The organism is Salaquimonas pukyongi, from assembly GCF_001953055.1.
GTDB classification, from domain to species: domain Bacteria; phylum Pseudomonadota; class Alphaproteobacteria; order Rhizobiales; family Rhizobiaceae; genus Salaquimonas; species Salaquimonas pukyongi.
In genome coordinates this window covers 2,113,230-2,134,140 of record NZ_CP019044.1, presented here as the reverse complement: position 1 = coordinate 2,134,140, position 20,911 = coordinate 2,113,230, and the positions used below count along the sequence as shown (strand labels likewise).

The following is a 20,911-nucleotide window of genomic DNA, read 5'->3' as shown; positions in this document are numbered from 1 at the left end:
AGCAGTGTGAGTATCATGGCCAAAGACCGCCCCGTTCTCTCCCTTGTTGTCGCCATCGCGGCCAATGGCGTCATTGGCGTTGATGGCGGATTGCCGTGGCGGCTTTCCTCCGATTTGAAACGCTTCAAGCGCGATACGATGGGCAAGCCCGTCATCATGGGGCGCAAGACGTGGGAATCGATCGGAAAGCCGCTGCCGGGCCGCGAAAACATCGTGGTAACGCGCACGAAAGGCTATCAAGCGCCGGGCGCGCATTGTGCAGGAAACCTCGAAGAAGCGATTTCGCTTGCCGGCAGCCTGATCGCCGACAAGAAATTGCCGGCAGAGATCTGCGTGATCGGCGGCGGGCAACTTTATGGCGAGGCAATTGCCCTGGCAGACCGGCTTTACGTCACGCATGTGCTGGCGGAGCCGGATGGCGATACCCGTTTTCCCAACATCAATCCGCAGGAGTGGCAACCGGTTTATCGTGAGGCCTTTGCAGCGGGCGAAAGGGACGATGCGGAAACTCTTTATGTGATTTATGAGCGTGCTGCCGCCAATCTGGCCGGTTGAGATTGCCGCAGCGGGTATGAATTGCCGCAGTGCCGGGTGCGCATTCATTGCACGGTGGCCGTTGAAAGCGGGCCGCACGATCCCTATAACAAGCTGCAAATGCAATCCTGCAGGCAAAGGACAGTGAATGCCCTGGAACAATCAAAGTGGCGGCCCCTGGGGTGGGGGTAACAATAATGGCGGCGGTCCCTGGGGGCAGGGACCTTCAGGACCACGGGGCGGCGGAAGCCAGCCGCCCGACCTTGAAGACATCATCCGCAAGGGACAGGAAAAGCTCAAACAGGCGATTCCGGGTGGCGGCGGCTTCAGCCCGCTGGTTCTCGGCATTATCCTGCTGGCAGCGGTAGCGCTTTATGCCTTCAAGTCCGTTTACACGATCCAGCCGGACGAGTTGGGCATCGAATTGCGCTTCGGCAAGCCGAAGGAAGAGGTTTCCGGTCCCGGTCTGCACTTTCATTGGTGGCCGGTTGAAACCTACGAAGTTGCCAATATCCGCGAAAACCAGATCAATATCGGTACCGTCGGCCGTGGCACCAACACCACCGGCCTGATGCTTTCTGGCGACCAGAACATTGTCGATCTGGCATTTTCAGTCCTTTATCAGGTCACCGATCCCGAAGATTATCTGTTCAACACCCGCGAGCCGGATGAACTGGTGCGCCAGGTGGCCGAAAGCGCGATGCGCGAAGTGGTTGGCCGGCGGCCTGCTCAGGACGTCTTCCGTGATGACCGTGCCGGTGTCGCAGAACAGGTACGCTCGATCGTTCAGGATACGCTTGACGATTACAAGACCGGCCTGACGGTCAACGCGGTCAACATAGAGGATGTGGCACCGCCGGGACCTGTGGCCGACGCCTTTGACGAGGTGCAGCGCGCTGAACAGGATGAAGACCGCTTCATCGAAGAGGCAAACCGGTATTCCAACCGTATTCTGGGCGCCGCGCGAGGCGAGGCAGCGCAGATTCGCGAAGATGCGGCAGCCTACAAGAACCGCATCGTGGAGGAAGCCAAGGGTGAAGCCCAGCGCTTCATTTCCGTTTACGATGAATACAGCAAGGCGCCGGAAGTCACCCGCAAGCGGCTGTTCCTTGAAACCATGGAAAAAGTACTTGGAGGCTCCGACAAGGTGATTATCGAACAGGGCGGCAGCGGCACGGGCGTCGTTCCCTATCTGCCTCTGCCTGAACTCCAGAAACGCAGAAACAGCGAACCGGAAACCAGTGAGGGAGTAAGCCAATGAGCCGCGGACCAATCATTCTGATCCTGCTCGCCGTTCTGGCGTTCCTTGGTCTTAACTCTTTTTTCGTGGTCAATGAGCGCGATCAGGCGATCGTGCTGAGGTTTGGTGAAATCAAGCGGGTGGAGACCCAGCCTGGCCTTTATTTCAAACTGCCTCTCACCATGTTTGAACTGGATACGGTGCAGATCGTCGAGGACCGGCTGTTGCGCTTTGATCTCGACGACATCACGGTTCAGGTTTCAGGCGGCAAGTTCTACGAGGTTGATGCTTTCGTGACCTACAAGATCTCCGATGCGGCGCGTTTCCGGGGGCAGGTTTCAGGCCGTCTGGAACTGGCCGAGCAGCGGCTGCGCACCCGTCTGGATAACTCGCTTCGCCAGGTCTACGGCCTGCGCGGCTTTGAAGCCGCGCTGTCCGAGGAGCGCTCGGCGATGATGCGGGAGGTCCGCGACCAGTTGCGGCCTGCTGCCAATGAACTTGGCATCCAGATTGAGGATGTTCGCATCCGGCGTACCGATCTGACGCAGGAAGTCTCCGAACAGACCTTTAACCGGATGACTGCTGAACGTCTGGCGGAAGCCGAGCGGTTGCGGGCGAGAGGCCAGGAAGCAGCGCGACGGATCCGTGCGCGGTCTGATCGCGAGGTGGTGGAAATCGAAGCTGCTGCCCAGCGCGATGGACAGATCCTGCGCGGTGAAGGCGATGCGGAGCGCAATGCGATCTTTGCCAATGCCTTCAACCGGGACCCCGAGTTCTTCGAGTTCTACCGTTCGATGACGGCCTATCTTGAAGCGCTTGAAAAGTCCGGCACGACCATGGTGCTGTCGCCGAATTCGGAGTTCTTCCAGTATTTCGGCAATGCAACGGGCGCTCCGGACAGGCCCGCGCGGCAATAGCTTCTGGCCGGCGGGCGGAATGCCTCTATTTCGCCCGCTTGCTGTGAGAGCAAGCCCTGTCGATCGGGAAATGCCGTGAACGAGTTAATCATAGCAGCAGGTTTGTTCCTGGTTCTCGAAGGTTTGATTTACGCTGTCTTTCCCGGCGGTATAAAACGTATGGCAGAACAGTTGCCGTTTATCCCCGATCAGACCCTGCGGACGCTCGGCATCGTGGTGATGACCATTGGGGTTGGCATTGTGTGGCTTGCCAAGGGTTAGGCGGCGCAGAATTTTCGCGGCTTCTACGCAGCGCAACAGGAAAGGAACGGGTGCATGGTGCACGACTTCAAACAAAAAATTGCAGCTTTTGCCATTGCACTGTCGCTGGCTGTCCCGGCAACCACAGCAGGTATTGTACCGGCTCTGGCGCAGCCCAACGGGCCGGTTTCAGTAGCCGACCTGGCGGAGGGCCTGCTTGGGGCCGTGGTCAATATCTCGACCTCCCAGAAGGTCAAGCAACGCCGGCCGAAACTGCCGATCCCCCAGGTGCCCGAAGGCAGCCCGTTTCAGGAGTTTTTTGACGATCTGTTTCCACGTGGCGGCGATGATGATGACGGGCCGACCCGCAACAGGCAATCGCTCGGCTCCGGCTTTGTCATCAGTGCGGACGGGCTCATCATCACCAACAATCATGTGATCGCCGATGCAGATGAAATCGTCGCCAATTTTGCCGATGGCTCCAAGCTGGTGGCGGAGATTGTCGGCACGGATCCGAAAACCGATATTGCCGTGTTACGCGTGAAGCCGGATGGCGATCTGGCTCATGTGGACATCGGGGATTCGGAAAAATCGCGGATCGGCGACTGGGTCATGGCAATCGGCAACCCGTTCGGCCTTGGCGGTTCGGTCTCCATGGGCATCGTCTCGGCAATCGGACGCGATATCAATTCCGGTCCCTATGACAACTTTATCCAGACGGATGCGGCCATCAACCGGGGCAATTCCGGAGGGCCGCTGTTCAACATGGAAGGCGATGTGATCGGCATCAACACGGCCATCATTTCTCCGTCGGGCGGGTCGATCGGCATCGGATTTGCCATCCCGACAGCGCTCGCAAAGCCGGTTATCGACCAGTTGATCGAGTTTGGCGAAACGCGCCGTGGCTGGCTCGGGGTGCAGATTCAGCTCGTCAGCGAGGAGATTGCCGAGAGCCTTGGCCTTGATGAGGCAAAGGGCGCGCTTGTGGGAGACGTTTTCAAGGACGGACCGGCCGACAAGGCAGGCATCCAGTCGGGCGACATCGTGCTTTCCTTCGATGGCAAGGAAGTCGAAACCATGCGTGACCTTCCCAAGATCGTTGCCGATACGCCGGTTGGTGAATCGGTGGATGTGGTGCTCTTCCGCAAGGGAGAGAAACAGACCGTCCAGGTTGAGGTCGGGCGCCTTGAAGAAGGCGAAAAGGCCATCAAGGCTTCGAAGGAAGAGGACGACGACAAGAAGAGCGACAGTGCCAAGCCGGTACTCGGCATGATGTTGCAGGAACTTGATGATGCGTTGCGCGATGCCGAAGGCGTCGCTGCCGAGGTAAAGGGTGTCTATGTTCTAGATGTTGCGGAAGGCACCAGTGCCGAGGACAAGGGCATCGAGGCCGGCAATGTTATTGTCGAGGTCAATCAGGAGCCTGTTGCAACGCCGCAGGACGTGTCCGAACGGGTCGAGGAGTTGAAGAAGAGCGGACGCAAGAACGCATTGCTGATGATCGCCAACAAGGAAGGCGACATCCGTTTCGTCGTGGTGCGCATCGAAAGCTGACAGAGCCGCCCGAAACCGGATCAATCAATACGGCCCGTACCACGCGCGGGCCGTATTTTTGTATGCCGTTGCAGGCGTCATCTCGTTGACAGGTTGAGTCAGGTGCTTGTGAAGCTGAATCCGGCCGGCCCAGCAACTGTCTGATTTTAAATAGAATCTTTTTGTGCCGTGTTCTGCCATTGCTGCCTGCTGATGGCATGGCATACATGGCGCTTCAGATGGGGGTGGGTGTCCGGAACGCCGGGGTGATCGAAGTTGCGAGCCGGATCGGGCTGCATGCCGAGGCGCTGCATTACCGCAAGCGAACGGTGATTGTTGTGAACGGCGAAGGATACGACTTCGGCCAGTTTCAGTTCCTCGAAGGCAAAGGCGAGCAGGCGTTTTCCCGCTTCCGTTACATAGCCCTTGCCCCAGGTTTCGGGCAGAAGCCGCCAGCCGATTTCCACACTGCCATCGGGAAAAAACGGTTCGAGATCGGTGCGGCTCAGTCCGCAAATGCCGATACAGTCGCCTTCGTGCCTGCGTACAAGTGCGGCAAAGCCAAAGCCGTGCTCGGCAATCCTGGCATTGAGGAGGTCCATTACCGCATCTGCCTGTTCGGGCGTTCTGCGGAACGGGAAGAACTCCATGATTGTGTCTTCACGGTTGAGCCGGTGAAAGACCGGCCGGTCGCTTTCGCGCCAGGGCCGCATGGCAAGGCGCTCGGTTTCAAGTTTCATGGCGACACGAACTCCTCGGCGCGATAGCCCTGAAGATGGAGCAGGGAGGTCAGGTCGCCATGGTCAATGCGGAACTTCGCCTTTTCTGCCACGACAGGCTTGGCGTGGAGGGCAACACCGGTTCCGGCGGCACCCAGCATGCCCAGATCGTTGGCACCATCGCCCACCGCGATGAAATCTTCAGGCGAAAGCTGCTGTTCTTTGGCCACGCGCTCAAGGGTGTCGATCTTTGCCTGTTTTCCCAAAACGGGTTCAATCACCCTGCCTGTCAGCTTGCCGTTTTGAATTTCCAGCCGGTTTGCGTGGTGCTCGTCAAACCCGAGCGCAGATGCAATATGGCTCGTAAACAGGCTGAAACCGCCGGAAACCAGGACGCAGTGGCAGTTGGCGGCTTTCATCGTGGCGAGCAGAACCGGGCCGCCGGAGGCAAGGGTGATGCGCTGCTCAATGACTTTACCGGCAATGGTGTCCGGCAGTCCGGCCAGCAAGGCAACCCGTTCGCGCAATGCCGGTTCGAACTCGATTTCACCGTTCATGGCCCTTGCCGTAATGGCGGCGACCTTGTCCTTCAGCCCCACCTCGGCAGCCAGTTCATCGATGCATTCCTGATCAATCATGGTCGAATCCATGTCGGCAATCAGTGCCTTCTTGCGCCGTGTAGCCCTGTCCTGCAGGGCAATGTCGATGGGAAGCGTGCCGATGATCGTGCGGATCGCCGTCAGGACCGAGGCTGCATCGGCTTGTGCGTCAGGCAGAAAATCGGCCACGTGGTTTTCATGGAGCCATTCGCTCCTGCAATCGCCGAGCACGCGGCGTACTGCGCTCATCCTTTCGGTGTCGAGCAATGCCTCGCCAGGCGGGCACAGAAGGGTTATGACGGGATTTTCGATCATAAGCGGGCCGGATATTTGCGGTCCGGTTGGCGCAATCGCAAGGGATTGGCGTACCGGCGGTGTAATGTGAAGAGGCCTGTTTTGATAGCCGGACCCACGGCAAGCGGCAAGTCCGCATTGGCCATGCAGCTTGCACGGGCGGGCGGAGCGGTGATCAATGCCGATTCGATGCAGGTATACGGTGTGCTTGAGGTCGTTACCGCGCGTCCCGGTGAAGCGGAAACAGAAGGGGTGCCCCATCATCTGTTTGGCCATGTCGATCCGCGCGAGGCCTATTCTGTCGCGCGCTGGCTAGATGATGTGAAATCAGTGCTGGACGGCCTTTGCCAGAACACAATGCGTCCGGTTTTTGCCGGTGGTACCGGTCTGTACTTTAAGGCCCTGCTGGAGGGGCTCTCACTGATTCCGCCTGTCGATCCGGAAATCCGCCAATCCCTGCGCGAGGCGGCAAAAAGCGATGTGTCTGCGCTTTACCGCGAACTTGAGATGATGGATCCTGAAAGCTGGCGCAAAATCAAACCGGGCGATGGCCAACGCATCGTGCGGGCACTGGAAGTTGTGCGGTCGACCGGCAAGCCGCTTTCCTGGTGGCAGATACGTGACAAGGGTGAGGGGGTGCTGGCCGGGCAGAACGCCATCAGGATTGTTCTTGAACCCGATCGTGCCCGGTTGCGGGAGAAGATTGCCGAGCGGTTCAAGACCATGATGGAAAGGGGCGCCATTGAAGAAACCCGGGCGCTGCTGGCGCTGGATGCAGCCCCCGAATTGCCCGCGATGAGGGCTATCGGCGTGCGGGAAATCAGGGCGTTCATCGATGGGGAGATTTCCCGGGACAAGGCGGTTGAACTTGCCATAACCGCAACAGCGCAATACGCGAAACGCCAATCGACCTGGTTTCGCAACCAGTTTGGCGCGGACTGGCACCGGTTTACGGACGCGGAAGCCGCCCATGCCTGGATTTCAGATCAACTTCAACGGGCCGAATAACAGGTCAACCGGCTTCATAATTTACGCTTCATTAACCATGAGGTTTAAGGCGCCCTTTAAGGATGTGACCTATAGTCAAATTCAAGCCGTGAGCTTCATGTTGAGTGCACCGCAAAGTCGGGAAGCCAGTGTCGAAACGAGGAATACATTTCGAGGGCATCATTGCCCCGCTGAACACGCTGCTTTTGCTGGCGGCATTGGCGCTTGCCAGCTTCTCCCTCTACACCTCAATCTACAACTGGGAAGCCTTTACGCTGAAGACCGGCGGCATGCTTTCCTATGGCGAAAAGCTGCAATTCTATCTGGCAGGCCTGCTGCTTGCCGCGGTGACCTTTTCCGTCCTGATCGTCACACCGGTCATGCGGCGCAGCACCAAGGAGCGCACGCAGATGGACAAGCGTGCGCAGACATTCAAGACCCAGGCAAATACCGATCCTTTGACGGGCATGCACAATCGCCGTTATTTCGAGCGCGCACTGGCCGGCTATCTGAAGGAGTTCAATGCGGTTGAAGCGACCCTGGGCCTGCTGATACTCGACCTCGACCACTTCAAGAGCATCAATGACAATTACGGTCACGATGTTGGCGATATCGTTTTGAAAGAGGTGGCCCTGCGCATGCGTGCCATCAGCCGCGACCATGATATCGTGGCCCGCCTGGGGGGAGAGGAATTCGCCGTCATCACGCCCTATGCCAATCGCGAGCAGCTGCTGGGTGTTGCCGAGCGCTACCGCAACATGGTTGAGGCACTGGCGATCAGGCACGGCAACATCATCATCCGCCCGACGGTTTCCATTGGGGTAGCGACCAATGAAGGCGAAGTGGACAAGGCGGAAGATCTGTTCAAATCGGCCGACCAAAAGCTCTATCAGGCCAAGAATTCGGGCCGCAACCGGGTGGCCGCCTGACCGCGGCCTGGCTGCCGCGTCCTCCACATCCTGTCATGTACCTGTCATACTTGGCGCCTACGGGCAGCAGTCAGTTTCCAACTTGGGGCGGGTAGATGAAAAATATCCTTGTTCTGTGCACTGGCAATTCCGCGCGTTCCATTCTGTGCGAGGCGTTGCTCAACCGGTTGGGTGCAGGCCGGGTAAAGGCTTTTTCCGCAGGTTCAGATCCGAAGAATTCCCCCCATCCGGCCGCGCTTTTGCTGCTGGAAGCGGAAGGATATGAAACCGACGCCTTTTCCTCGAAGAAATGGGATGTGTTTGCCGGCGAGGACGCGCCGAAAATGGATGTGGTCATTACCGTTTGCGACAATGCAGCCGGTGAAGCCTGCCCGATATGGCCGGGGGCGCCGGTTTCCGCCCATTGGGGCGTTGCCGATCCTGCAGCTGTCGAGGGCGAGGGGCAGGCAGAAGCATTTCTTGCTGCCTACCGGCAACTGGGCGAACGGGTGGAAGCCTTGCTGGCCCTGCCGTTTGAGGATATGGCACCGGCGCAATTGAAAGCAGCACTCAACGAAATCGGTGCCCAGTCGGATGGTGCGACCGGGATGGCGCTGGAAAAAGGCATGGGAAATGGCTGAGGCAGACGGCAAACAACTGGTGTCTGAGTTCCTTGGCACGGCGTTGCTGCTGGCAACCGTGGTCGGTTCGGGAATTATGGCCGAAAACCTTGCCGGCGGAAATATTGCCATTGCGCTGCTCGCCAACACGATTGCGACGGGCGCGATCCTGTACGTTCTCATCACCATGTTCGGGCCGGTATCCGGCGCGCATTTCAATCCCGCGGTGACCTTTGCCTTTTGGTTGCGCCGGGAAATTGCACCCGCACCCGCCGGTCTTTACGTCGTGGTCCAGATCCTCGGCGGGATTGCCGGTGTGCTGCTGGCCAATGCCATGTTCGATCTTGCGGTATTCCAGATCAGCGAGAAGTTGCGCTCCTCGCCCGGCCAGTGGCTTTCGGAGGCCGTGGCCGCCTTCGGACTGGTGCTGGCAATCTTCATGACCCTGCGCGCAAGGCCGGAGTTGGTCGCTCCCGTGGTGGGGCTGTATATCACAGCAGCCTACTGGTTCACCGCCTCCACCTCATTTGCCAATCCGGCGGTGACCATCGCCCGCCAGTTTTCCAACACCTTTGCCGGCATCGCACCGTCAAGCGTTGCCATTTTCATTGCCGCGCAGATAGCGGGCGCTGCCATTGCATTCTGGCTGGACCGCTATCTGGCAGCGCCCGGCAAAAGCGCCTGAATTGACTATCTGGTTCCGCTTTTGTCGTTAACCATTTGTAAAGGTTTCATCTTTCTTAAAAAGATATCTTTTGACTTAACGGAATATTTACCGTTTCCTACGGGCCGGGACAGCATATCCATCCAGTTGCTTGGTAGGGGAAATCAGTTTGAAATTATTCCGGTCGTTGTTGACGGCCGCGTTTGCGGTGCTCGGTTTTGAGCACGTGAACGCAGCCGATGTTCTTGATTCGCAACAATTCGAGGAACGGTTCTCCGGTCAGGCGGTCTCGGCACTGAATGGCAAAGTTGAGGCCGGGGGTTTTCACGTGTCGTTCGATTCTGATGACGATGTGGGAGAGAGCCTGCAAACGGCCGAGGGCTACATGGTGAAGGGCGCCTTGTCCCTGCCGCTTGGCAGCCGGTTCGGGCTGCAGATCGATGCAGGCGGCTTGCAGGGCAATGTCGAGACCGACGGTCTTGCCTTCGCGTCGCAAACCCTTGGCATCGAAGCCTATGGGCTGGGAGGGCAACTGTTCTGGCGCGATCCGCAGATCGGCCTGCTTGGCCTCTATGGCCAGCAAACGCGCTATGATCTCGACGATATCGAAATCACCCATACCCGTTTTGGCCTGATGGGGGAGGCCTATCTCGGTGATTTTACCCTCAAGGGGTTCGCCGGCCGCGATATGGCCGATTTCGGGTTTTTTGGCGAAGGCGTCTATTGGGCCGCCACGGGCGAGGTCGACTTCTACATTACCGATGACCTGATGGTGAAAGCGGGCATTGAGCACAGTTTCAACACGACTTCCGCCTTTGCAGGCGTTGAAGCGATGTTTACCTCGGGCAAGATAGCCTCTTCGCTGTTTGCCGAAGCCTCTTTCAGCAAAACCGAGACCAGGACGATGGCGGGCATACGGTTTTACATTGGCCAACAGGCCAAGAGCCTGAAGCGCCGCCACCGCGAGGACGATCCGGAAGTCGATTTGTTCGGCGATCTCAATGCAATCGGCAACTGCCTCAATGGCGTGACCGCACCGCCGGAGGAAATGCTGCCGCTTCCTGCTGTGGGGCAGAAGATCAGCGCGCCGGTTGGCTCTGCGGTGCCGATGCCGGGCCTTTCGATCCCCAAATCCGATCCCGCAAACTGCGATGTGGATTATCAGCCGGTGATGGCGCTGCCCTGACAGGCCGGATCTGATAAGGGCCATGGGGGCAAAAAGGCGGTTGACGGGATGATGCCTGCTGGCTAGTTTGCCCGCGCAATCGAAGGAGTGGCGAAGTGCCCAAATTCATTCTCGTGGTGGTGTGCGCATGCGCGTGACAGGTTGGTAAACCTGTCGCTTCGGCAGCGTATGCGCAAAACAGGCTCCGAAAGGGGCCTTTTTTATTGCCCTGTTTATGAGTTCATGACCTAAAGCAGAAACCGGCAAGCCGGTGCGAACAAGAGAAACGGAACCATGCCCAAAAGCGTCAAGATGAAAAAAGCGAAATCTGCGGCCCGAAAGATGACCGGTGCCGAGATGGTTATCGAGGCCCTGGCCGACAATGGGGTCGATACGGTGTTCGGCTATCCCGGCGGGGCAGTGCTTCCGATCTATGACGAGATATTCCAGCAGGACAAGGTAAACCATGTTCTCGTCCGCCACGAGCAGGGCGCAGGACATGCCGCAGAAGGCTATGCCCGCTCGACTGGCCGGCCGGGCGTCATGCTGGTCACCTCCGGCCCCGGCGCCACCAATGCGGTAACGCCCCTGCAGGATGCGCTGATGGATTCGATCCCGCTTGTCTGTCTGACAGGCCAGGTGCCAACCGGCCTGATCGGATCGGATGCGTTTCAGGAAGCTGATACCGTGGGCATTACGCGCCCCTGCACCAAGCACAACTGGCTGGTTTCCTCTGTGGATGAGTTGCCGCGCATCCTGCACGAGGCCTTTTACGTGGCAACCCATGGGCGCCCCGGTCCCGTGCTGATCGACATTCCAAAGGACGTCCAGTTTGCCACCGGCATGTACTATCCGCCGGAGCATTACGAACTGAAAAGCTACAAGCCGCGGGTTGAAGGCGAGGAAGACGCGATTGCCGCTGCCGTTCAGTTGATGGTCGGTGCCAAGAAACCGGTTTTCTACACCGGTGGCGGCGTCATCAATTCAGGTCCGAAAGCCTCGCAACTGCTGCGCAAGCTGGTGGCTGAAACCGGTTTTCCCATTACCTCGACGCTGATGGGCCTGGGGGCTTATCCCGCATCGGGGGAAAACTGGCTCGGCATGCTGGGCATGCACGGTACCTATGAAGCAAACATGGCCATGCATGACTGCGATGTCATGGTATGCGTCGGTGCGCGGTTCGACGATCGCATCACGGGCAGGCTCGACGCATTCTCGCCGAATTCGAAAAAGATCCACATCGACATCGATCCCTCCTCGATCAACAAGAACGTTCGCGTCGACGTTCCGATTATTGGCGACGTTGCCAATGTTCTGGAGCGCATGCTGGTCTTGTGGGATGCGATTGCGGAAAAGCCGGAAGAAGACAGGCTCAACAATTGGTGGTCGCAGATCGAGCGCTGGCGCAGCCGGCAATCGCTTGCCTACAAGCCGTCAAAAGACGTGATCATGCCGCAATATGCCATTGAACGGCTGTATGCGCTGACCAGGGATCGCAAGACCTATATCACCACGGAGGTGGGCCAGCACCAGATGTGGGCGGCACAGTTTTACGGTTTTGAGGAACCCAACCGCTGGATGACATCGGGGGGGCTGGGCACGATGGGCTACGGCCTGCCTGCAGCCTTCGGTGTGCAGATGGCACACCCGGATGCGCTGGTGATCGACATTGCAGGCGATGCCTCGGTTCTGATGACGATCCAGGAGATGTCGGCGGCCGTCCAGCACCGGGCGCCGATCAAGATATTCATTCTCAACAACCAGTATATGGGCATGGTTCGCCAATGGCAGCAATTGCTGCACGGCAACCGCCTGTCGCACTCCTATACCGAGGCCCTGCCGGATTTCGTCAAGCTGGCGGAAGCCTATGGCGGCGTCGGCATCAAATGCGAAAAGCCTGACGAACTCGACGATGCGATCCAGCACATGATCGATACCGATGCGCCGGTAATCTTCGATTGCCGTGTGGCCAATCTTGCCAACTGTTTCCCGATGATTCCCTCGGGCAAGGCACACAACGAGATGCTGCTGCCAGATGAAGCAACCGACGAGGCGGTGGGTTCGGCGATCGATGAAAAGGGCAGGCAGCTGGTTTAAGCAATGCAGATTACAGCCGACGAGCTACGCCAAGCCCGCAAAACGGTGGGTGAGGTTTTGACACCGACGCCTGCCCATTGCTGGCCATTGCTGGGCGAACGGGTGGGCGCGAGGGTTATCGTCAAGCACGAAAACCACAATCCCACCGGTGCCTTCAAGGTGCGCGGCGGCATTGTCTACATGGACATGCTCAAGCGGACGCAGCCTGATTGTCCCGGCGTGATTTCTGCAACGCGGGGCAATCATGGGCAAAGCATTGCCCTGGCCGCAGCGAAGGCCGGTATCCCGGTTACCATTGTCGTGCCGCAGAAAAACTCCAGGGAGAAGAATGCGGCGATGGCCGCCTTCGGTGCGCGGCTGATCGAACACGGTGAGGATTTCGACGATGCCAAGGCGCATGCCGATGCGCTTTCTGCCGAACAGGGGCTGACCTTCGTGCCGTCCTTCGACAAGTGTCTGGTTTCCGGCGTTGCCGGATATGGTGCCGAACTGTTCGAAGCCCATGACGATCTGGACGCTGTGTATGTACCGATCGGTCTTGGTTCCGGCATATGCGGGACAATTGCTGCGCGTGACCTGCTGGGTGCCAAGGCGGAGATTATCGGCGTTCAGGCGGAAGGTTCGCCTGCTTATGCACGTTCCTTTGCGGCTGGCCATCCCGTTTCGACCAACACGTGCAAGACGTTTGCCGACGGGATTGCGACAAGGATACCCGATCCGCAGGCTGTTGCCATGATCAATGCAGGGGCGTCGCGGATCGTGACGGTCAGCGATGAGGAAATCGCAGCCGCGATACGCCACTACTGGACCGATACCCACAATCTGGCGGAAGGAGCGGGCGCAGCGCCCCTTGCTGCAGCGCTAAAGGAAAAGCACGCCAATGAGGGAAAGAAGATCGCCCTGATATTGTCCGGCGGAAACCTCGATCTGGACCTGTTCAGGGAGCGCGTTTTCGGCGCGCCGCCGCCCGATGAAGCGTGAACAGCCCGGTCTTGCCGATTACGGCCTGCTGGCACTGCTGGCAATGATCTGGGGCGGCAGTTTCCTGCTCCAGAAAGTGGCGGTTGCCGAAGTGCCGCCGGTTACGCTTACCGCAGTGCGCCAGTTTCTGGGGGCAGCCATTTTTGCCGTTATCCTGTTTTGGAGCAGAACGCATATCCAGGCGACATGGCGCGAGCATGGGCTGATGTTTTTGTGCGCCATTTTTGGAAATGCGCTGCCCTTTTCGCTGATTTCGAGTGGTTTGCAGGTTATCGACAGCGGGCTGGCGGCAATCCTGATGGGGGTTATGCCTCTTGTCACCATTGTCCTTGCGCATTTCGTCACCGATGATGAAAAACTCAACATCAACAAGCTGATGGCCGTTGGAATGGGAATTGCCGGGCTAGTGATCCTGTTCTGGCCGGCGCTTGTGCAGGGGGTGACGGACAACCTGTTCTCGCAGATGATCGTGTTTTGTGCCGCGATCTGTTATGCCATCAACTCGCTGCTCACCAAGAGGCTGATCCATCTCGACGTCTCCATGCTGATGGGGATCATCGTTGCATGGTCTGCGGTCATCCTGCTGCCGGCGGCCCTGGTCCTTGAAACCCCGCCGCAGCAGGTGCCGGGCGCCGCAGCATCGGTGTCGATCCTTCTGCTGGCTGCCCTGCCCACCGTGGCAGCCTCCTTCCTGATGTATGTGCTGATTTCACGGCAGGGCGCGGGCTTCTTCGGCCAGATCAATTTGCTGGTGCCGCTTGCCGGCGTCTTTTGGGGAACGCTGATCCTGTCGGAAAAACTGCCCTGGAACGCCTGGCTCGCACTAAGCGTCATTCTTGGCGGCATTGCCGTCTCTCGCAACTGGAACGCCACCCGAAAAGCGGCTAACTCACAACAACAAACCACAGGAACGAAGTAACATGAGCCCGAAAAAACAACAGGCAGGCTCTGCCTATTTCATCGCCAGGGAGACCGAAGTTCCGCGCACCCATGTGCTTTCGGTTCTGGTCAACAACGAGCCGGGCGTGCTTGCCCGTGTCATCGGGTTGTTTTCCGGCCGCGGCTACAACATTGAAAGCCTGACGGTTTCGGAAACCAGCCATGAAAAGCACCTTTCACGGATTACCATTGTCTCCAGCGGCACGGCGCATGTGCTCGAACAGATCAAGAAGCTTCTGGAACGGGCCGTCCCTGTGCACCGGGTGGTCGATCTTACGCTGGTTGCCGATGAAAAAGGCTATGACAAGCCGCTGGAACGGGAACTGGCGCTGGTGAAAGTGGCAGGGCGCGGCGAAAACCGCGTCGAGGCCATGCGGCTGGCCGACGCTTTTCGCGCCCAGGTGATCGATGCTTCCATCGATCATTTCACCTTCGAGATCACCGGCCGCATTTCCAAGATAGAACAGTTCATCGCCATCATGGAGCCACTGGGTCTGGTTGAGGTCTGCCGTACCGGGGTTGCTGCCATGAACCGCGGTGCGGAAGGTATGTAACCATGCCGGTGACCATCTTTCGCAGCCGGTTGAGGTCCGAAAACAGCGAAAAATATTATCAGTGGTCCGAGCGCATGAATGAACTTGCCAAGGCAATGCCCGGCTATGTTTCCCACAAGGGGTTTACCGCACCGGACGGGGAGCGGGTGACTATCGTTGAGTTTTCAGATTTTGAAAGCCAGAAAGCCTGGGCCCAACATCCCGAACACCGCGAGGCGATGAAGCTTGGCAGGGCCGAATTCTACGAGGATTACGAGATTATCGTCTGCGACGTGGTGCGGCGTTCGGCGAAGAAGAAATAGCACCGATTGCGGAAGGTGATGGCGGCTGCTAGAGCCAAAAAGCTGTCGTTCAATCGTTTTTCTGGCTGTCACTCATGAGAAATACCAAAACCTGCGGCGAGGCGATCGTTGCTTTGCTGGAACAATACGAAGTCGAAGTCGTGTTCGGCATTCCCGGCGTGCACACGCTGGAGCTTTATCGCGGCCTTGTGGGCAGCCGGATCCGCCATGTTCTTCCGCGCCACGAACAGGGCGCCGGTTTCATGGCCGACGGCTATGCGCGGGCAAGCGGCAAACCCGGGGTCTGTTTCCTGATCACCGGACCGGGAGTCACCAATGCTGCAACCCCCATCGGCCAGGCCTATTCCGACTCGGTTCCCATGCTGGTGATTTCTTCCGTCAACGAGACCCATCATCTGGGCAGGGGGCGGGGTGAATTGCATGAATTGCCCGATCAACAAAAGCTGATGAGTGCCTGCACGGCGTTTTCGGCGCGGGTGGAGACACCGGCTGATTTTCCCGGCCTGCTCGCCAGGGCCTTCGATGTGTTCAACTCGGCCCGGCCAAGGCCGGTGCATATCGAAGTGCCGATAGACATTTTTGCGCAGGAGGTAGGAGAGGACTGGACGCCCCAGGCAGCGGCAATGAAGCCGCAGGCCGATTCAAACGCGATACAGCAGGCAGCCGGCCTGCTTTCGGAGGCTTCAAATCCGCTGATGATTGCCGGTGGCGGGGCAATCGGTGCAGAGGCGGCAGTTCTGGCGCTTGCCGACAAGCTTGCCGCACCGGTGGTAACAACGGTTGCTGCAAGCGGTATTCTGCCGTGCTCCCACCCGCTGAGCCTGGGTCCGACCCTGGTGTCGGCGGCAACCCATGAGCTGGTTTCTACAGCGGATGTTGTGCTGGTGGCAGGCAGCGAACTGGCAAGCACCGAGATCTGGGGCAATGAGTATGCGTTTAACGGCAGGCTGATCCGCATCGACATCGATGCCGGGCAATTCGGCAACGGCCCCAAAGCGGATATCGAACTTCATGGCGATGCACCGGCTGTTCTCGATGCGCTTTCCAAGGAGGTTCGGGCTGCTGCAAACGATGCACGCACCAAGAGCACGGCGGGCAGGGTTGCCGCTGCACTGGCCGCCTATGATGAAAGCCTGGATGAGGCAGAGCGGCTGCGCCGCAAGGTTTTCGAGACGGTGGTCGATGCCTTGCCGGAGAAAACCCTGGTCGCCTGCGACATGACCCAGATCGGCTATACCGGACATGCGGTGTTCCGGCCCGAAACTTCCGGGCGAATGCTGTTCCCGCAGGGTTATGGCACGCTGGGCTATGGCCTTCCTGCGGGGATTGGCGCCAGGCTGGGCGCGATGGAAAAGCCGGTGGTGGTTTTCACCGGCGATGGCGGCATCCTCTACACCATTCAGGAAATGGCAACCGCGGTGGAGGAGAAGCTGCCGGTCATTGTGCTGTTGTGGAACAACCAGTCGCTGAAACAGATTCGCGACGGTTTCATCGAATTGGGCATTGAGCCGATTGCCGTCGATCCGCAAGTGCCCGATTTTCAGATGCTGGCGGGGGGCTTTGGCTGGCAGGCTGTGCAGATTACTGCGTTGGAGAACCTTGCGGGAGCCGTTCGCAAGGCGCACGAGTCAGGCCGGACAGACGGCATGCCGGTGCTGATCGAGGTGATGGCAAACGCGCTGTGACAAGCACACCGCTGTTATGCGCTGGAGACATGGCGGCCACGCTTTTCCGCAATGGACTGATTTCATTGTGGTTTTCCCGGGCATGTGCGTCTGGATGCTTTTGAAGCGGCCATTGGAGCGGGAAATTGTTCCCCTTGCGCGATTTTATCCTTGCATCGCTTGTGCGCTTTGACTACATGCGCGCCCACAGACGCCAACGCACGCGCCTCTGGCCAGCGGTTCAGTAGTCCGCACTCGGTTTACGTAGCGACGGTAACGTCTCCCTTGGAAGTGAGCGGTCATACGCGGATTCCCCATGCGGGGTCCAATGGCCGGGTCTATTGGAGATGACCATGAACGCATACGTAACCGGCCTTGCCGGCGGCGCTGCCGTCGGCTATTCCCCCCGCCCGATTTCCCGTATTGAAGCCCATATCCGTTCGAACGTGTTCGACCGGCCAACGCTGGTGCTTGATCCTGCTGTGGTCGCAGAGAATTACCGGGCACTGAAAGCGGGCCTTGGCCGTGCATCAATCCACTATGCGGTAAAAGCCAATCCGGAAACCGCGATTATCGACACGCTGATCGCCGAAGGATCGCACTTTGATGCCGCCTCGAAAGGGGAGATCGAGCTTTGCCTGGCGCGCGGAGCAAGGCCGCAGCACATTTCCTTCGGCAACACGATCAAGCGCGCATCCGATATCGCCTGGGCATTTGACAACGGCATCCGCCTGTTTGCCGCCGATGCGGAAGAAGAGATCGAAAAGATCGCCGATAACGCACCGGGCGCGGAAGTCTACATCCGCCTGATCGTCGATGTTACCGAAGCCGACTGGCCGCTGTCGCGCAAGTTCGGCTGCGCGCGCGACAAGGCGATTTACCTGCTGGAACTGGCACGGCGGCATGGCCTTAATCCCGTAGGTTTTTCCTTCCATGTGGGTTCGCAGACCCGCAGGCCGCAAATGTGGACGGCAACGCTCGATCAGGTGGCAGCGATCTGGCACCAGGCAGCAGATGCCGGGTTCGAGCTTACCCTTCTCAACATCGGTGGCGGTTTTCCCGCATTTTATGGTGAGGAGGTGACGCCCGCCACCGCCTATGCCGCCCAGATCATGGAACTGGTGCGCCAGCGCTTTGGCAAGGTGCCGCGTATCATGGCAGAACCGGGCCGGGGGCTTGTTGCCGAAGCCGGCATGATTGCAGCCGAAGTGATGCTGGTATCGCGCAAGTCCGACAGCGATGCCCATCGATGGGTTTATCTTGATATCGGAAAGTTCTCCGGTCTTGCCGAAACCATCGATGAGGCGATCCGCTATCAGTTCATCACGGATCGCGACCATGAGGTGACCGGCCCTTGTGTGCTGGCCGGGCCATCCTGCGACTCCGCCGATGTGCTGTATGAAAAGCGCCCGGTGCATCTGCCGCTTGGGCTGAAAGCGGGGGATCAGGTGATCATCCGCAATTGCGGCGCCTATACCTCGAGTTACTCGTCGGTCGGCTTTAACGGCTTTCCGCCGCTTGCCGTCGTGGTTCTTTGATTCAATTTTCGTTTTGCATGGAAGAAACCCGGTCGAACCCGGCCGGGCACACAGGAGTGCCGCCATGACCCATCCCGTTTACGGCCGTATCGAAGGCCCTGTCGTGATCATCGGTTTTGGCTCCATCGGCCGCGGGACACTGCCGCTGATCGAGCGCCATTTCGACTATGACAGGAACGATATTCACGTTGTGGAACCGTCTGCCGAGCATGCGGGTTTTCTGGAGGAAAAAGGCGTCAGGTTCCACCAGGTAGCACTGACCCCGAAGAACTATCGCGAGGTGCTGGACAGTCTCTTCAAGGACAAGCCCCAGGGCTTCTGCGTCAACCTGTCGGTCGATACCTCTTCGCTCGACATGATGAAGCATTGCCGGGCGCTGGGCACGCTCTACATCGACACGGTGGTTGAACCCTGGCTCGGCTTTTACTTCGACGAAACCGCGACGCTGGCCGAGCGCTCGAATTATGCCCTGCGCGAGACCGTGCGGGCCGAAAAGCGGAACAATCCGGGTGGCACGACGGCGGTGTCCTGCTGCGGCGCCAATCCGGGCATGGTGTCGTGGTTCGTCAAGGAAGCGCTCTTGAACATTGCCCGCGATACGGGCTTTGCCCATGAAACGCCGAAGACGCGCAAGGACTGGGCAAAGCTGATGCAGGGGCTCGGCGTCAAGGGTGTGCACATTGCCGAGCGTGATACCCAGGCACCGAACTATCCGCGGCCGCGTGGTGTTTTCGTCAATACCTGGTCAGTGGAAGGGTTCATCTCCGAGGGCTTCCAGCCAGCGGAACTTGGCTGGGGAAGTCACGAGAAGGCACTGCCGAAAGGTGCCAGCACCCATGGGGAAGGCTGCAAGGCGGCAATCTATCTTGACCGCCCCGGTGCCATCACCAAGGTGCATAGCTGGTGCCCCACACCGGGACCGCAATACGGTTTTCTCGTCACCCATAACGAGGCGATCTCGATTGCCGATTACTACACGGTGGGTGAGGGCGCAGAGCCTGAATACCGGCCGACCTGCCATTATGCCTATCACCCGGCCGACATGGCTGTGCTCTCGCTGCATGAGTGTTTCGGCGCGCCGCAGCCCCAGAAGGAGCACCGCATTCTCGATGAAAACGAGATCGTGGAAGGCATCGACGAGCTGGGCGTCTTGCTGTTCGGCCACGAAAAGAACGCATACTGGTATGGTTCACGGCTTTCCATGGAGGAAACCCGGAAGCTTGCGCCCTATCAGAACGCGACCGGGCTGCAGGTAACATCCGCAGTGCTGGCGGGCATGGTCTGGGCGCTGGAAAACCCCGAGGCCGGCATCGTCGAGACCGACGAGATGGACCACGCACGCTGTCTTGAGGTGCAAAAGCCGTATCTTGGGCCGGTGGAAGGCCATTACACGGACTGGACGCCCCTCAAGGCAAGGTGGGACCGCAAGACCGCCGACCTCGATCACGACGACCCCTGGCAATTCAAAAACATTCTGGCGGTGTGAGGGCGTCATTCCTGCGTTTCGTCATCGTCTGGTCAAGCCCGAGGATGACGAAGTACGGTGAATGGCCAATGACGAAAGGGTGGTTAAACCACGCGGACCCTGGTGCCTTTCGGCGCGCGATTGTAAAGGTCGATGATGTCGTGGTTCAAAAACCGGATGCAGCCAGACGACATCGACTTGCCGATGGAATCCCATTCCGGTGTGCCGTGCAGACGGTAAAGCGTGTCGCGGCCATTGGCGTAAAGATAAAGCGAGCGTGCGCCGAGCGGATTGTCCGGCCCGCCGGGCATGCCGCCTGAATATTTCACCAGTTCGGGCCTGCGCTCGATCATTTCCTGCGGCGGGGTCCAGACCGGCCAGTGTTTCTTCAATGCGATGACCGCATCGCCTGACCACTCGAAACCGGCCTTGCCAACCCCCACCCCGTAACGCACGGCCTCGTCCCGGCTCAAGCCGAAATAGGCGTGGTGATTGCGGGTATCGACCAGAATGGTCCCTGGTGCGACACGAGCCTGGTTGGGCACGCGCTGGCGGCGGAAACGCTGATCCATCTCCTTGTAGGGAATGGCGGGAAGCGAATAGGGCCCGTCTGCCAGCGGGCCATACATCTCGGCGGCACTGGAGAGATTGGGATCAAGGCCGATCGATGGCGCCAGCCGGTTGGTGCCGATGGAGCCGGTCGTCGTCATGTCGACACCGGCCGGGCCGTAAGGCGTGCCCACCGGTGCGCGTGCCGGAGCTTGCGAGAAGGTCTGCTCGGTAAAGTTGGAAAGGCTGCAGCCGGCCAGAACAGAGCTTGCACCGGATATCGTGCCTGCCAGAAAGGTTCGCCTGGTCAGCCTGGAGTTCATGGGTTTGCCACCGCTGATTTCGAAATCGGGACGCCCGAAACGCCGCCTCACCGTGAAGCTACCCCAAGGTAATTAAAAC

At 58.9% G+C, this 20,911-nt stretch carries 21 protein-coding genes; 18 read left to right on the top strand and 3 right to left on the bottom strand.

The features are described 5' to 3' along the window. The first annotated feature begins 15 nt into the window (after positions 1-15). From BVL55_RS10255 to BVL55_RS10235, 5 genes are all read left to right on the top strand, one after another. The gene (locus BVL55_RS10255; protein WP_075996816.1) at positions 16-555 is read left to right on the top strand and encodes a dihydrofolate reductase; all 540 of its coding nucleotides are present in this window, start codon (positions 16-18) and stop codon (positions 553-555) included. A 127-nt stretch (positions 556-682) separates the two neighbouring features. Beyond that, positions 683-1,795: an FtsH protease activity modulator HflK gene (gene hflK / locus BVL55_RS10250; RefSeq protein ID WP_075996815.1), complete on the top strand. Its 1,113-nt coding sequence runs from the start codon at positions 683-685 to the stop codon at positions 1,793-1,795. After that, the gene (gene hflC / locus BVL55_RS10245) at positions 1,792-2,691 is read left to right on the top strand and encodes a protease modulator HflC (protein WP_075996814.1); all 900 of its coding nucleotides are present in this window, start codon (positions 1,792-1,794) and stop codon (positions 2,689-2,691) included. Before hflK ends, hflC begins: the two co-directional genes overlap by 4 nt. A gap of 75 nt (positions 2,692-2,766) precedes the next feature. After that, the gene (locus tag BVL55_RS10240; protein WP_075996813.1) at positions 2,767-2,952 is read left to right on the top strand and encodes a DUF2065 domain-containing protein; all 186 of its coding nucleotides are present in this window, start codon (positions 2,767-2,769) and stop codon (positions 2,950-2,952) included. Between the two features lie 54 nt (positions 2,953-3,006). Continuing rightward, the gene (locus tag BVL55_RS10235; protein WP_075996812.1) at positions 3,007-4,485 is read left to right on the top strand and encodes a DegQ family serine endoprotease; all 1,479 of its coding nucleotides are present in this window, start codon (positions 3,007-3,009) and stop codon (positions 4,483-4,485) included. A 146-nt stretch (positions 4,486-4,631) separates the two neighbouring features. On the opposite strand, the gene BVL55_RS10230 is transcribed toward BVL55_RS10235, so the two are convergent. Together BVL55_RS10230 and serB are read right to left on the bottom strand one after the other, a co-directional pair. After that, positions 4,632-5,204: a GNAT family N-acetyltransferase gene (locus tag BVL55_RS10230; protein WP_075996811.1), complete on the bottom strand. Its 573-nt coding sequence runs from the start codon at positions 5,202-5,204 to the stop codon at positions 4,632-4,634. Next, positions 5,201-6,097 (bottom strand): phosphoserine phosphatase SerB, encoded by an 897-nt coding sequence (serB, locus tag BVL55_RS10225; RefSeq protein ID WP_075996810.1) that lies wholly within the window; start codon positions 6,095-6,097, stop codon positions 5,201-5,203. The genes BVL55_RS10230 and serB overlap by 4 nt, the downstream gene beginning before the upstream one ends. A 123-nt stretch (positions 6,098-6,220) precedes the next feature. Here serB and miaA point away from each other — a divergent pair, with 123 nt between their 5' ends. From miaA to BVL55_RS10160, 13 genes are all read left to right on the top strand, one after another. After that, positions 6,221-7,084: a tRNA (adenosine(37)-N6)-dimethylallyltransferase MiaA gene (gene miaA, locus BVL55_RS10220; protein ID WP_244530646.1), complete on the top strand. Its 864-nt coding sequence runs from the start codon at positions 6,221-6,223 to the stop codon at positions 7,082-7,084. 128 nt (positions 7,085-7,212) lie between these two features. Beyond that, on the top strand, positions 7,213-7,992 hold the full coding sequence (locus BVL55_RS10215) for a GGDEF domain-containing protein (protein WP_075996808.1): 780 nt from the start codon (positions 7,213-7,215) through the stop codon (positions 7,990-7,992). Positions 7,993-8,087: 95 nt separating this feature from the next. Then, on the top strand, positions 8,088-8,612 hold the full coding sequence (locus tag BVL55_RS10210) for an arsenate reductase ArsC (protein WP_075996807.1): 525 nt from the start codon (positions 8,088-8,090) through the stop codon (positions 8,610-8,612). Continuing rightward, positions 8,605-9,276 carry an aquaporin gene (locus BVL55_RS10205; protein WP_075996806.1) on the top strand — a complete coding sequence of 224 codons (672 nt, stop codon included), beginning with the start codon at positions 8,605-8,607 and terminating at the stop codon, positions 9,274-9,276. Before BVL55_RS10210 ends, BVL55_RS10205 begins: the two co-directional genes overlap by 8 nt. A gap of 205 nt (positions 9,277-9,481) precedes the next feature. Then, a complete protein-coding gene (locus BVL55_RS10200; protein ID WP_156892510.1) occupies positions 9,482-10,441 on the top strand; it encodes a hypothetical protein in 960 nt (319 codons plus the stop codon). Between the two features lie 321 nt (positions 10,442-10,762). Then, complete coding sequence (locus BVL55_RS10195) at positions 10,763-12,517, top strand: acetolactate synthase 3 large subunit (protein WP_244530645.1); 1,755 nt, start codon at positions 10,763-10,765, stop codon at positions 12,515-12,517. A gap of 3 nt (positions 12,518-12,520) precedes the next feature. Next, entirely contained in the window at positions 12,521-13,498 is a 978-nt protein-coding gene (locus BVL55_RS10190) for a threonine dehydratase (protein ID WP_075996804.1), read from the top strand. Then, positions 13,488-14,417 (top strand): DMT family transporter, encoded by a 930-nt coding sequence (locus tag BVL55_RS10185; protein ID WP_075996803.1) that lies wholly within the window; start codon positions 13,488-13,490, stop codon positions 14,415-14,417. The genes BVL55_RS10190 and BVL55_RS10185 overlap by 11 nt, the downstream gene beginning before the upstream one ends. A gap of 1 nt (position 14,418) precedes the next feature. Further along, complete coding sequence (gene ilvN / locus BVL55_RS10180; RefSeq protein WP_075996802.1) at positions 14,419-14,991, top strand: acetolactate synthase small subunit; 573 nt, start codon at positions 14,419-14,421, stop codon at positions 14,989-14,991. A gap of 2 nt (positions 14,992-14,993) precedes the next feature. Continuing rightward, complete coding sequence (locus BVL55_RS10175; protein WP_075996801.1) at positions 14,994-15,293, top strand: antibiotic biosynthesis monooxygenase family protein; 300 nt, start codon at positions 14,994-14,996, stop codon at positions 15,291-15,293. A gap of 74 nt (positions 15,294-15,367) precedes the next feature. After that, positions 15,368-16,978, top strand: coding sequence for a 5-guanidino-2-oxopentanoate decarboxylase (locus tag BVL55_RS10170; protein ID WP_075996800.1), 1,611 nt, complete (start codon positions 15,368-15,370; stop codon positions 16,976-16,978). 332 nt (positions 16,979-17,310) lie between these two features. Further along, positions 17,311-18,495: a type III PLP-dependent enzyme gene (locus tag BVL55_RS10165; protein ID WP_075996799.1), complete on the top strand. Its 1,185-nt coding sequence runs from the start codon at positions 17,311-17,313 to the stop codon at positions 18,493-18,495. A gap of 64 nt (positions 18,496-18,559) precedes the next feature. Further along, positions 18,560-19,981, top strand: a complete 1,422-nt coding sequence (locus BVL55_RS10160) for a homospermidine synthase (RefSeq protein ID WP_075996798.1) — start codon at positions 18,560-18,562, stop codon at positions 19,979-19,981. A gap of 83 nt (positions 19,982-20,064) precedes the next feature. Here the strand turns inward: BVL55_RS10160 and BVL55_RS10155 are convergent, their stop codons facing one another. After that, entirely contained in the window at positions 20,065-20,832 is a 768-nt protein-coding gene (locus tag BVL55_RS10155) for a L,D-transpeptidase (RefSeq protein WP_075996797.1), read from the bottom strand. Positions 20,833-20,911: the final 79 nt, after the last annotated feature.

What these genes read in the sequence shown, in the direction of transcription:
- BVL55_RS10255 (WP_075996816.1), top strand. Translation starts at nt 16, where the DNA reads ATGGCCAAAGACCGCCCCGTTCTCTCCCTTGTTGTCGCCATCGCGGCC.
- hflK (WP_075996815.1), top strand. Translation starts at nt 683, where the DNA reads ATGCCCTGGAACAATCAAAGTGGCGGCCCCTGGGGTGGGGGTAACAAT.
- hflC (WP_075996814.1), top strand. Translation starts at nt 1,792, where the DNA reads ATGAGCCGCGGACCAATCATTCTGATCCTGCTCGCCGTTCTGGCGTTC.
- BVL55_RS10235 (WP_075996812.1), top strand. Translation starts at nt 3,007, where the DNA reads ATGGTGCACGACTTCAAACAAAAAATTGCAGCTTTTGCCATTGCACTG.
- BVL55_RS10230 (WP_075996811.1), bottom strand. Translation starts at nt 5,204, where the DNA reads ATGAAACTTGAAACCGAGCGCCTTGCCATGCGGCCCTGGCGCGAAAGC.
- serB (WP_075996810.1), bottom strand. Translation starts at nt 6,097, where the DNA reads ATGATCGAAAATCCCGTCATAACCCTTCTGTGCCCGCCTGGCGAGGCA.
- miaA (WP_244530646.1), top strand. Translation starts at nt 6,221, where the DNA reads ATGCAGCTTGCACGGGCGGGCGGAGCGGTGATCAATGCCGATTCGATG.
- BVL55_RS10210 (WP_075996807.1), top strand. Translation starts at nt 8,088, where the DNA reads ATGAAAAATATCCTTGTTCTGTGCACTGGCAATTCCGCGCGTTCCATT.
- BVL55_RS10205 (WP_075996806.1), top strand. Translation starts at nt 8,605, where the DNA reads ATGGCTGAGGCAGACGGCAAACAACTGGTGTCTGAGTTCCTTGGCACG.
- BVL55_RS10195 (WP_244530645.1), top strand. Translation starts at nt 10,763, where the DNA reads ATGACCGGTGCCGAGATGGTTATCGAGGCCCTGGCCGACAATGGGGTC.
- BVL55_RS10190 (WP_075996804.1), top strand. Translation starts at nt 12,521, where the DNA reads ATGCAGATTACAGCCGACGAGCTACGCCAAGCCCGCAAAACGGTGGGT.
- BVL55_RS10185 (WP_075996803.1), top strand. Translation starts at nt 13,488, where the DNA reads ATGAAGCGTGAACAGCCCGGTCTTGCCGATTACGGCCTGCTGGCACTG.
- ilvN (WP_075996802.1), top strand. Translation starts at nt 14,419, where the DNA reads ATGAGCCCGAAAAAACAACAGGCAGGCTCTGCCTATTTCATCGCCAGG.
- BVL55_RS10175 (WP_075996801.1), top strand. Translation starts at nt 14,994, where the DNA reads ATGCCGGTGACCATCTTTCGCAGCCGGTTGAGGTCCGAAAACAGCGAA.
- BVL55_RS10170 (WP_075996800.1), top strand. Translation starts at nt 15,368, where the DNA reads ATGAGAAATACCAAAACCTGCGGCGAGGCGATCGTTGCTTTGCTGGAA.
- BVL55_RS10165 (WP_075996799.1), top strand. Translation starts at nt 17,311, where the DNA reads ATGAACGCATACGTAACCGGCCTTGCCGGCGGCGCTGCCGTCGGCTAT.
- BVL55_RS10160 (WP_075996798.1), top strand. Translation starts at nt 18,560, where the DNA reads ATGACCCATCCCGTTTACGGCCGTATCGAAGGCCCTGTCGTGATCATC.
- BVL55_RS10155 (WP_075996797.1), bottom strand. Translation starts at nt 20,832, where the DNA reads ATGAACTCCAGGCTGACCAGGCGAACCTTTCTGGCAGGCACGATATCC.